This window comes from Mycobacterium sp. TH-M25 (assembly GCF_057473665.1).
In genome coordinates, this window is the sequence record NZ_JBYCLA010000157.1 from 1 (window position 1) to 11,099 (window position 11,099).

Here is an 11,099-nt window from a genome sequence, read left to right on the forward strand (position 1 = left end):
GATACCCCACAATCCCCCACTTGGCTCCATTTAACGGCACCAATGTCACCGATTGGTGTCGTTTCCGCAGGTTCTTGGCCACTGCGGTGACCCCGGCAGAGTGGAGTCGGCAGCGATGTAACCGTGAGAAACATCCTCTGAACTGATGTTTTACCGGCAGTGGGGCGTAGTGGGGGGGTTAGCGCGACTCAAGTCACCACTCAAGGGCCAGCCCGCACAAAAAAGGGCAGCCGGTTGGCTGCCCTTTTCGTTCGGCGCGCTACTGCTCGAAGCGGCGGCGGAAACGCTCTTCCATACGGCTGGTGAACGATCCGCCGGCGCCCTTGTTGCGGCGCTGACGCGCTGCGGCCGACGGCCCGGGACGCTCTCCCCGACTACCCAACCGCGGACCGGTGATGGCAAACATGACACCGCCGAACATGACGATGAAACCGAGCACGGACAGCACCGGGAATGTTCCGAGCATGGTGGCCTTGACTGCCACTCCAGAGACCAGCATTGCCAGTCCGAGCACGAACAACGCCGCGCCCTGCAGACGTCGCCGTGCCGTCGAGGCGCGCAATCCGCCGCCGCGCACACTCGAGGCGAACTTAGGGTCCTCGGCGTAGAGAGCGCTCTCGATCTGGTCGAGCATCCGCTGCTCATGATCGGAGAGTGGCATTCGTCCCTCCTTGCCGGAATCCTGTCACATTTATACCGATAGCACGCTTGCGCCCGTTGCGGGGACGACTACTCGCAATGATACGAGGTCAATCTGCGCGTTACCACTGCTTCGTCGGCTAATTGTAGTCGCGACGGTCGGCGAACGACGCGCCGGCGGTGCCCCGATAATGGGATGGCGCACCGCACTGGACGACCGAGGAGGAGACCGCACGTTGGTGACATTCCTCATCAACCTGCCGCCGCAGGAAATGCAGCGGCGGCTATCCGATGCCTTGGGCGTCTACGTCGACGCCATGCACTATCCGCCCGGCACCGAGAACCAGCGCGCCGCAATGTGGCTCGAACACACCCGGCGACGCGGCTGGCAGGCCGTCGCGGCGGTCGACGTCGAAAAACCGGCGGGCACGGAGCCGTCGTCCGCCGAGCTGAGCGACGCGCCGTTGCTGGGCGTGGCCTACGGGTATTGCGGGGCCCCTGACCAGTGGTGGCAGCAGCAGGTGGTGGCGGGTCTGCAACGCAGCGGCTATCCAGATCCCGCTATCGCCACGCTGATGGCCAGCTATTTCGAGCTGACCGAACTGCACATCTCTCCCCGGGCGCAGGGGCGAGGCCTGGGCGAAGCGCTGACCCGTCGCCTGCTCTCCGAACGCAGCGAAGCCAACGTATTGCTGTCGACGCCGGAAACCAACGGCGAAACCAACCGGGCCTGGCGGCTCTACCGGCGCCTGGGCTTCGTCGACGTGATCCGCGGCTACCACTTCACCGGTGACCCGCGGGCATTCGCGATTCTGGGGCGCCAGCTACCGCTGTAGTGACACCGACACCGTCGCCGTCTGGCACGATGACCTGGTGCGCGCCAGCGGTATACAGCTCTCGTCTCGGGAAGTGACAGCGCGGCGGACACGCCGCCGTCTCACGGCATGGGCGTTGCTGCTGCTGGTGATCCCCATGCTCGCCGGGTGCCTGCGGGTCAAGGTGTCGATCACCATCTCCCCGGACGACCTGGTGTCCGGTGATATCGTCGCCGCCACCAAGCAGCGAAACGCCAAAGACAACGGTCCGCAGCTGGATCCCAATCTGGCGTTCGGTCAGAAAGTTGCGGTGTCCAAATACGACCGTGACGGCTACGTGGGATCGCAAGCCACCTTCGCGGATCTGACGTTCGCCGAACTACCGGAGCTGGCGCGGATGAGCCCCGACGCGCAGGGCGTGAACCTGTCGCTGCGCAGAGCCGGCGACCTGGTGATTCTGGAGGGGCGCGCGGATCTGACGTCGCTGAACGACCCCGACGCCGACGTGGAGCTCTCCGTCGCTTTCCCCGGTACGGTGTCCTCCACCAACGGCGATCGCGTCGATGCGCAGACCGTGCAGTGGAAACTGAAGCCCGGCGTGGTCAGCATACTCAGCGCCCAGGCACGCTACACCGACCCGAGCACCCGCTCCTTCCAGGGCGCGGCCCGGTGGCTGGCGTTGGCCGCGCTCGCGGTGGCCGGCGTCGTGGGGGGCCTGGCCTGGTACACGCGCGACCGCTCGCCGAAGCTCGCCGAGCCGAGCGACCCACCGTCGAGCTGACCTACGAACGGGTCGGCGACCAGTAATCCAGCATCTCGGCGAATGTCTCGAACGCCGGCGCGGAATTGCCGTAAGTGGCCTCGAGATGCAGGCTCAGCGGATAGCCCAAATCGGCGACGCCGTCGATCACCCGCTTGTACAGATCGAGGACCAGCGCACGCCGTTTCACCGGTTCGGTGTTCGCCAGCTTTGTGACGAAGGCCTGCTCCTTGGCGACGGCGGGGTTGCCCGGATCCTGAATCAGCCAGTTGATGAAGCCGATCTTCTCCTCGAGCGTCGGCACGAACCCGAAGCCGAGCAGAATCTCTGGCCGGTGATCGGTCTTCTTCGCGAAGTCGGTCAAAAAGCCCACGATGGCATCGGAATACAGCAGCTGTGTCTGCGCGAACGTCGCGCCCCGGTCGCACTTGAAATTCAGCCGGCCCGTTTCGCCCTCGCGAGTGGGAATCAGGATGACGCCCCGATTGTCCACCAGCCGTTGGTAAATCGACAGCGCGTCGGTCGGCGCGACGCCGGCGCCCTCGCCGTCGGCCATCGTACGGGGAACGCCGACAAACACGATGCCGTCTATCCCGGCACCGACCAGCGCACCGAGCCGGTGGCGCAGAGTCGGCTCGTCCATGAAGGCCGTGACCTGGCTGCACAAACCGCGCACTCCGGGCAGCTCGGGCTTGATCGTCGACCAGAAGTCCAGCACGTCGACTTTCGGCTTCATCTCGATCGGCCGGTCGTCGTCTTCTTCGATCAAACCCGGCATCATCACGTGCCCGATGTTGCCGTCGATGCCGGACTTCGCGGCCAGCTGCACCATTTTGCGGGCGTCTTCGAGAGCTTTCTCGGTACCGCTTTCGAGGTTCGGCGGCACCAGCTCAAGCGCGATGGTGTTCAAAGTCAACGAGCTGCTCCTCATTCAACGACCGGTTCCCCCGCCGCAGCAAACATGCCGCCGCGACCCTGTCGGCCCGGAAGCGGCACCGGCCAAGGACCGCACCGCGCCACACAGCAGCATAGTGACGCCGTCGACGCGGCTGCCCGGCGACGGTCGATCGGGCCGCCCGGATCGTTGTCCCGCGGGCAAAACCCGCTGGACAACGCCGCGCCGAATACACTTGGCGGGCCATGACCACCACAGACTCAGAAGAGGTGCGGCGCTGAGCGCAGGAGCAGCGGCAACAGTCGAATTGGCCGACGCCGTCACCGACCGGTTGCGCAGGTATCTGCGCGACCGTCGGCGTCAGGCCGCCCACATCGGAGCCGAGTACGACACGCTGACGGCCGGCCTGGAAGATTTCGTCCTCGGCGGCGGCAAGCGGCTACGCCCGGTTTTCGCCTACTGGGGCTGGCGCGCGGTCTGCGACGACGATGCCGACGAGCAGGCTCTGCTGCTGTTCGCCGCGCTGGAATTGCTGCATGCCTCGGCCCTGGTGCACGACGATGTGATCGACAGCTCCGCCACCAGGCGCGGGCGACCGACCATGCACAACCAGTTCGCCGCGCGGCACCGTGACCGCGGGTGGCAGGGATCGGCCGACCAGTTCGGGCTGTCGGCGGCGATTCTGCTGGGGGATCTGGCGCTGGCGTGGGCCGACGACATCGTCGCCGGCGCCGAGTTGCCGCCCGATGCGGGTCATCGAGTGCGCCGCGTCTGGGCCGACATTCGCACCGAGGTGCTCGGCGGGCAGTACCTCGACATCGTCGCCGAGTCCAGCGGAGCCGAGTCGATCGCGTCGGCGATGACCGTCAACACCTACAAGACCGCCTCGTACACAGTGTCGCGGCCGCTGCAGCTGGGGGCTGCGGCGGCGGCCGACCGGCCGGACGTGCACGCACTGTTCCACCAGGTCGGCAACCGGCTGGGGGTGGCTTTTCAGCTGCGCGACGACGTGCTGGGCGTGTTCGGCGACCCGGCCGTGACCGGTAAGCCCTCCGGCGACGACCTGCGTTCCGGCAAGCGGACCGTGTTGCTGGCGACCGCACTGGAGTTGGCTGACGCGTCAAACCAGGCCGCCGCCAAGCTGTTACGCGCCTCGGTCGGCACGCACTTGAGCGACGTCCAGGCCCGCAAGCTGTGCGATGTCATAGACCAGGTCGGCGCGCTGGCCGCGATCGAGGATCAGATCGCCGCGCTGACCCGTCACGCGCTGGACCTGGTCGCCGACGCACCCATCCGCGCAGCGGCCAAGGTCGGGATTGCCGACCTCGCCGACCTTGCCGCGAACCGGTCCGCCTGACGTCCGTGTCCACCCCCACGCCTGCCCCGGCCGCCACCTCGAGCGTTGTTGCACCCCAACCTCTATCGCGACTGCGAGCGTTTTCGATCAGCGCCGAGGGCCGCCCGGCCATAATGGGTTTCTTTGGCGCCGCTCTCATTACGACGGGAGGTCTGGGCTCCGGCAGCACCAAACAGCACGATCCGCTCCTGGAGTCAGTGCACCTGTCCTGGCTGCGCTACGGGCATGGCCTGGTGCTGTCGTCGGTGCTGCTGTGGATCGGCGTGACGCTGATGCTGAGCGCGTGGCTGTCGCTGGGCCGACGCGCATTGGCCGGCGCCGCAAGTGAATACGCCATGATCGCCAGCGCCGCCATCTGGCTGGCGCCGTTGCTGCTTTCGGTCCCGCTCTTCAGCCGCGACACCTATTCGTATCTGGCCCAGGGCGCGCTGTTGCGCGACGGGCTGGATCCTTACGCGGTCGGGCCGATCGACAACCCAAATCCACTGCTGGACAACGTCAGTCCAATCTGGACCATCACCACAGCACCCTACGGACCGGCGTTCATCATGATCGCCCGGTCAGTGACGATGCTGGTCGGCAACCACGTGATCGCTGGGACGATGCTGCTGCGGTTGTGCATGTTGCCCGGGCTGGCGATGCTGGTGTGGGCGACACCACGAATCGCGCGGCATGTCGGAGCGAATGTGCCCATCGCGCTGTGGATCTGCGTGCTCAATCCGCTGGTGATCATTCATCTGATGGGGGGCGTGCACAACGAGATGCTGATGGTGGGCCTGATGGCCGCCGGCATCGCGCTGACCTTCGAGCAACGCCATGTTCCGGGCATCACTATGGTCGCCGCGGGGATGGCGGTCAAGGCCACCGCCGGCCTCGCGCTGCCGTTCATGGTCTGGGTGTGGATGCGCCACCTGCGTGACTGTCACCGATACCGGCGGCTGCGGGCTTTTTCGGTGGCATCGGTTGCGTCGGTGGCGATTGTCGTCGTGGTGTTCGCCATACTTTCCGGGGTGGCCGGGGTGGGACTCGGCTGGCTGACCGCGTTGGCCGGATCGGTGAAAATCATCAACTGGCTCAGCGTCCCGACTGCGGCAGCCAACCTGATTCACGCGGTCGGCGGAATGTTCTTCACAGTCAGTTTCTATGGGACGCTGCAGGTTACCCGCACGATCGGCATTGCGATCATCGCGCTGGCACTGCCGCTGTTGTGGTGGCGGTTCCGCCATGATGACCGCGAAGCGCTCACCGGCATCGCCTGGGTAATGCTCGTCGTGGTGTTGTTCGCACCCGCCGCACTGCCGTGGTACTACTCCTGGCCGCTGGCGGTGGTCGCCCCCCTCGCCCAGTCACGGCGCGCCGTCGCGTCGATAGCGGCGTTCTCGACGTGGATCATGGTCATCTTCAAACCCGATGGCGCCCACGGGATGTACTCGTGGCCGCAGGTGCTGCTGGCGACCGCGATAGCGCTGCTCGCCTGGCGCATCCTGGACCGCCCCGGAGTAGCAAACGTCAGTACGCCATAGCCTGTGCGCGGCGCAGCACTTCGCGGGCCTGATGTGCGTGCAGCGCGTCGACCGGGCGGGCGTTGTTGAGTACGTCACGCGAACCGTCCCGCGTCACCGTCAGCGACGGGTCGGGGGTGAACAGCCAGCGGAGAATCTCGGTGTCCTGGTAGCCGCCGTCTCGCAGGACAATCAGCAGACCGGGCAGACTCTTGACCACTTCGCCGTCGCTGGTGAAAAAGATCTGCGGGATCACCACCTCACCGGCGCGCCGTACCGCCACCAGATGCCCTTCTTTGAGGTGCTGCTGCACTTTGGTCACCGCCACGCCGAGCAGATCGGCGACGTTGCGAAGACCGTAGGTCGGTTCGTCGGGGTCGAGAACGTCGTTCCCGGCCGGAATCCTGCTCACCGACGTAGTGTACGGCGGCGGCAGCGCTTCTTCAGGCTCGCGGCGTAAGGTTCCGGGCGCGGCGGCGGCCGCCGCCTACGATGGGCGCGTGACCGCGGCGAGTAGCGACGATCTCGAAGGCACGTTGCTTGACGGCCGCTATCGCATTGCGACCAAAATCGCGACCGGCGGCACGTCGACGGTCTATCGCGGCCTCGACACCCGACTCGATCGCCCGGTCGCGCTGAAGGTGATGGACGCCCGCTATGCCGGCGATGAGCAGTTTCTGACCCGCTTTCAACTGGAGGCTCGCAGCGTGGCGCGGCTCAAGGACCCGGGCCTGGTCGCGGTCTACGACCAGGGCCTGGACGCCCGGTACCCGTTCCTGGTGATGGAACTGGTCGAGGGCGGCACGCTGCGCGAGTTGTTGGCTGAACGCGGCCCGATGCCGCCACACGCGGTCGCCGCGGTGCTGCGCCCGGTGCTGGGCGGGCTGGCCGCGGCACATCGCGCCGGGCTGGTGCATCGCGACGTCAAACCCGAAAACGTGTTGATCTCCGACGAGGGTGAAGTCAAAATCGTCGACTTCGGGCTGGTGCGCGCCGTCGCCGAGGCCGGAATCACCTCCACCAGCGTCATTCTCGGCACCGCGGCCTACCTCTCCCCCGAGCAGGTCAAAGACGGAAACGCCAGCCCGCGCAGCGACGTCTACGCGGTCGGAGTCGTCGCCTACGAGCTGTTGACCGGCCAGGCGCCGTTCTCCGGCGACACTTCGCTATCGGTGGCCTATCAACGTCTGGACACCGATGTGCCCCGACCCAGCAGCGTGATCAGCGGTGTCCCTGCGCAATTCGACGAATTGGTCGAGCGTGCCACCACACGCGACCCCGCCGGCCGCTTCGCCGACGCCGGGGAGATGGGCGCGGATCTGAACGCAATCGCCGACGCGTTGCGGTTGCCCGACTTTCGGGTGCCTGCGCCGCGCAACTCGGCGCTGCGTCAGCGAGCGGCCGCGCGGCCGGCGGTGCATCGGCCGACCCGTCAGTTGGTCCGCGAGCCGCAGGGCCGGCCGGCCGAATCTCGCTCGGCATCGAAACAATTCGCCGGAATTGACCTGATCGAGTTCGCCTTCGAGCGTGAGCGCGCCCGACGCATGATGTTGATCTGGATAGCGGTCGTGTTGTCCATCACCGGGATGGCAGCCGCCGCGGCGTGGACCGTCGGCAGCAATATCAGCGGACTGCTTTAGTCGCCGTGGCGATCGCGAGCGCGGCGCAGCCGGGCGAAGCGGGTCGCCAATTAGTCGCCGCAGCATCTCCGCCCCGCCATACGCGGAGCCTGCTGCGCTACCTTTCAGTCGCGCAGCATCTCCGCGACCAGGAATGCCAGCTCCAGCGACTGCTGAGTGTTCAGCCTTGGGTCGCAAGCCGTTTCGTAGCGTCCACTGAGGTCGGTGTCGGAGATGTCTTGCGCGCCACCGAGACACTCGGTGACGTTCTCGCCGGTGATCTCGACGTGGATGCCGCCCGGGTAAGTGCCCAAGGCGCGGTGCACCTCAAAGAAGCCCTGCACCTCGTCGACGATGCGGTCGAAGTGCCGCGTCTTGTAACCGGTGGAGGACTCGTGGGTGTTGCCGTGCATCGGATCGCACTGCCAGATCACCTGATGCCCTGTCGCCTGGACCTTTTCGATGATCGGCGGCAGCAGTTCGCGCACCTTGTTGTTGCCCATCCGACTCACCAGCGTCAGCCGGCCCGGCTTGTTGTGCGGGTCGAGGCGCTCGACATACTCGACGACCTGATCGGGAGTGGTCGACGGCCCGATCTTGACGCCGATCGGGTTGGCGATCACCTCCGCGAACGCGATGTGTGCGCCGTCGAGTTGGCGGGTTCGATCACCGATCCACAGGTAGTGCGCCGAGAGGTCGTACAGCTGCGGCTCGCCGTCCTCCGGGTCGGACAGTCGCAGCATGGCCCGCTCGTAGTCGAGCACCAAAGCCTCATGACTGGAGTAGATTTCGGCGGTCTGCAGATTGCGGTCGGCCACCCCGCAGGCGCTCATGAACTTGAGGCCCCGGTCGATCTCCGACGCCAGGGCCTCGTAGCGGGCACCGGCCGGCGAGGTACGGACGAATTCCCGGTTCCAGTCGTGCACCTCGTGCAGCGACGCCAAACCCGACGAGGTCAGCGCGCGCACCAGGTTCATCGCTGCGCCGGCGTTGGCGTAGGCGCGCACCAGCCTCGACGGGTCGTGCTCACGCACTGCCGCGTCGGGGGCGAAGCCGTTGACCATGTCGCCGCGGTAGGAACGCAGGCCCAGCGCGTCGGTGTCCGCCGACCGCGGCTTGGCGTACTGGCCGGCGATGCGGGCCACCTTGAGCACCGGCACGCTGGCGCCGTAGGTCAACACCACCGCCATCTGCAGCAGTGTGCGAATGTTGCCCTTGATGTGCGGCTCGGTGTTGTCGACGAAGGTCTCGGCGCAGTCGCCGCCCTGCAGCAGAAAGGCCTCGCCGCGGGCGACCTGGGCCAGCATTGCCTGCAACCGCACGATTTCCGACGGCACCGTCACCGGCGGCACGCTCTCCAGAACCGTTCGCCACGGCTCGACCTGCTCGCGGGTCCAACTCGGCTGCTGCGCGGCCGGTTTGGCCAGCGCGGCGTCCAGGCGGACCCGCAGCTGATCCGGCAGCGGAGGCAGCGCCGGGAGCTGCTCGATGGGAAGGTCAACGGTCGAGTTCACCCGTCTATGGTAGCTGGGTCGCCGACGCCTCCAAACGGCCGCGATCAGCGTAGAAGCCAAAAAGCGACCAAACCGCCCGCATCGTCGTCGCCCGGTGCCATGGGCCGACTCCTCACCGGGCGACCAAACCGCCCGCATCGTCGTCGCCCGGTGCCATGGGCCGACTCCTCACCGGGCGACCAAACCGCCCGCATCGTCGTCGCCCGTGATCACCCGGTATCGGATCAGCTGATCGCGAGCGTCAACCAGCGCGTCGTGCACGTTCTCCGATCGGGGTGGCATCCGTGGGCTGCCGCGGTCCTCCCAGAGCTGGCGCAGCTCGTGGGTAAATCTGGGAATCTGCGGCGGCAGGTGCGTCATCGGACCCCACAACTGGCAGAGGACGACGTGGTCGTAGGCACCGACCCAGGCCCACAGCTCGATCGGCTCCGGCCCGTCGATCTCGAAGAACGTCTCCAGGTCGCCGCGGATCTGCGACCGCGACCGCCACACCTGCGAAGCCGGTGACGGTAGCTTGGGGAGCACATTGGTGCGCACCCATTTCCCGGCTCGCTCCGGGTTGAATTCCGTTGAAACGGCGTAGTACTCGCGGCCGTCCTGGGCGACCACGCCGATCGAGATCAGCTCGATGGTGTGCCCGTCGTCGATGAACTCGGTGTCGTAGAAATATCGCACCGGCAACTACCCCACACCAAGCCCGTTGACGAGCACATCCGGCACCTGCTCGGGCGGGGGTGCGGGATGCACTTCACGGTCGAGTTGTTCGTTGATCATCCGATGTGACGGAACCCGCGGCGTGCCGGCGACGGCGTATTGCAGCCACAGCTTGGCACGAACCACCGGGCGGCGCAGCTTCCGCTCGCGCTGCAGGGCGCGACTCATCTTGTCCAGCCGGCGTAAGTACAGGTAGCGGGCCCACGGCGCCCGCGGGCGGGACAGCCGGATAGCGCCGATGACCAGCAGCGGAACAAAGAACATACCGAGCAGGCCGGTCCACACCTTCCCCTTGAGTAAAACCAGCACGGCCAGCGGCAGCGTCAGCGCCATCGCGAACACCAGCCCGGTGCGCATCAGCGTCGAGTGGCTGGTGTCCTTCCAGAGGCTGATGAAAAACATCAGCGGGTGCAACCCCAGGACCAGCAATCCGCCCACCGCAACCGCGGCGAAGACCGCGTCGACCGAGGTTCGTCCGTCCTCTTCCCAGTAGACATCGGACAGGTGCAGTATCAACGCATACTCATCGAGCACCAGCGCAGCACCGATTCCGAAAAGGATTGCTGATGACGTGAATTCGACCTGATTTCCGTTCATCGACAACGTCACCAGCGTCACGCCTGAGATCATCACCAGCACGACCCCCGCCACCACGTGATGGATGTGCTTGGACCCGATGTGGATGTTGCGCGGCTCCCACCACCGCGGCGGCCTGCCGGCACTTTGCCGACGGCGGATCAAGCGCACGAAGGTACGCGTCACGAAAAATGTCAAGATGAAGGCGACCAGACAACACAGCAACGGGAGCCGACCGCGGCCGATGATGTCGTGTTCGAACCAGTCCAGCACGCTTAAAAAGCTACGCGCACGTCACGCCGAGGATCGCCCGCGACACCGATTAGGCCGCCGGCACCGATAGGCTGATGACCGATATGACTAGATGGCGCTCGCCCGACGCGGGCAGTTCAGGCGGGCCGCACGCCACAGCGCAACCGACTAGCTGGCGAAAAGCCGGCTGGTTGCTGCTTCAACTGCCGGCGCTGGCGGCATTGGGCTATGCCGGCTGGCGGATGCTGGGAAGCACCCTCTACCGCATCGACATCGATGTGTACCGGATGGGTGGGCAAGCCTGGCTCGACGGCCATCCGCTGTACAGCCCCGATATCAAGTTCCACACCCCGATCGGCCTCGACCTGCCGTTCACTTATCCCCCGCTGGCGGCGGTCATTATCGCCCCGTTCGCGTGGCTGGGCATGCCCGCGGCCAGCGTCACCATCACGCTGA

General features: G+C 66.2%; 11 protein-coding genes and 1 pseudogene. 6 read left to right on the plus strand and 6 right to left on the minus strand.

Annotated elements, in window-relative coordinates; genetic code table 11:
* Positions 1 to 259 precede the first annotated feature (259 nt).
* Complete coding sequence (locus AC2VOU_RS05285) at positions 260 to 661, minus strand: DUF3040 domain-containing protein (protein ID WP_486956415.1); 402 nt, start codon at positions 659 to 661, stop codon at positions 260 to 262.
* 214 nt (positions 662 to 875) lie between these two features.
* Between AC2VOU_RS05285 and AC2VOU_RS05290 the strand changes: the two genes are divergently transcribed.
* On the plus strand, positions 876 to 1,475 hold the full coding sequence (locus AC2VOU_RS05290; RefSeq protein WP_486956424.1) for a GNAT family N-acetyltransferase: 600 nt from the start codon (positions 876 to 878) through the stop codon (positions 1,473 to 1,475).
* Positions 1,476 to 1,611: 136 nt separating this feature from the next.
* Positions 1,612 to 2,235, plus strand: a complete 624-nt coding sequence (locus tag AC2VOU_RS05295) for an LppM family (lipo)protein (protein ID WP_486956425.1) — start codon at positions 1,612 to 1,614, stop codon at positions 2,233 to 2,235.
* Position 2,236: 1 nt separating this feature from the next.
* Here AC2VOU_RS05295 and AC2VOU_RS05300 read toward each other — a convergent pair whose 3' ends face one another.
* On the minus strand, positions 2,237 to 3,130 hold the full coding sequence (locus AC2VOU_RS05300; RefSeq protein WP_486956416.1) for a mycobacterial-type methylenetetrahydrofolate reductase: 894 nt from the start codon (positions 3,128 to 3,130) through the stop codon (positions 2,237 to 2,239).
* 286 nt (positions 3,131 to 3,416) lie between these two features.
* Between AC2VOU_RS05300 and idsA2 the strand changes: the two genes are divergently transcribed.
* Together idsA2 and AC2VOU_RS05310 are read left to right on the plus strand one after the other, a co-directional pair.
* On the plus strand, positions 3,417 to 4,466 hold the full coding sequence (gene idsA2 / locus AC2VOU_RS05305; protein ID WP_486956417.1) for a bifunctional (2E,6E)-farnesyl/geranyl diphosphate synthase: 1,050 nt from the start codon (positions 3,417 to 3,419) through the stop codon (positions 4,464 to 4,466).
* A gap of 5 nt (positions 4,467 to 4,471) precedes the next feature.
* Positions 4,472 to 5,989: an alpha-(1->6)-mannopyranosyltransferase A gene (locus tag AC2VOU_RS05310; protein WP_486956418.1), complete on the plus strand. Its 1,518-nt coding sequence runs from the start codon at positions 4,472 to 4,474 to the stop codon at positions 5,987 to 5,989.
* On the opposite strand, the gene AC2VOU_RS05315 is transcribed toward AC2VOU_RS05310, so the two are convergent.
* Positions 5,976 to 6,380 (minus strand): Rv2175c family DNA-binding protein, encoded by a 405-nt coding sequence (locus tag AC2VOU_RS05315; protein ID WP_486956419.1) that lies wholly within the window; start codon positions 6,378 to 6,380, stop codon positions 5,976 to 5,978. The two genes, AC2VOU_RS05310 and AC2VOU_RS05315, sit on opposite strands and share 14 nt — an antisense overlap.
* Positions 6,381 to 6,468: 88 nt before the next feature.
* On the opposite strand from AC2VOU_RS05315, the gene AC2VOU_RS05320 reads away from it, so the two are divergent.
* A complete protein-coding gene (locus AC2VOU_RS05320; protein WP_486956420.1) occupies positions 6,469 to 7,608 on the plus strand; it encodes a protein kinase domain-containing protein in 1,140 nt (379 codons plus the stop codon).
* 104 nt (positions 7,609 to 7,712) lie between these two features.
* Here AC2VOU_RS05320 and AC2VOU_RS05325 read toward each other — a convergent pair whose 3' ends face one another.
* From AC2VOU_RS05325 to AC2VOU_RS05335, 3 genes are all read right to left on the minus strand, one after another.
* Entirely contained in the window at positions 7,713 to 9,101 is a 1,389-nt protein-coding gene (locus AC2VOU_RS05325) for a class II 3-deoxy-7-phosphoheptulonate synthase (RefSeq protein WP_486956421.1), read from the minus strand.
* Between the two features lie 168 nt (positions 9,102 to 9,269).
* Complete coding sequence (locus AC2VOU_RS05330) at positions 9,270 to 9,776, minus strand: polyadenylate-specific 3'-exoribonuclease AS (RefSeq protein ID WP_486956422.1); 507 nt, start codon at positions 9,774 to 9,776, stop codon at positions 9,270 to 9,272.
* A gap of 6 nt (positions 9,777 to 9,782) precedes the next feature.
* On the minus strand, positions 9,783 to 10,664 hold the full coding sequence (locus AC2VOU_RS05335; RefSeq protein WP_486956423.1) for a hypothetical protein: 882 nt from the start codon (positions 10,662 to 10,664) through the stop codon (positions 9,783 to 9,785).
* A gap of 83 nt (positions 10,665 to 10,747) precedes the next feature.
* Between AC2VOU_RS05335 and AC2VOU_RS05340 the strand changes: the two are divergent.
* Positions 10,748 to 11,099, plus strand: a pseudogene (locus AC2VOU_RS05340) (alpha-(1-2)-phosphatidylinositol mannosyltransferase); the annotation flags it as partial.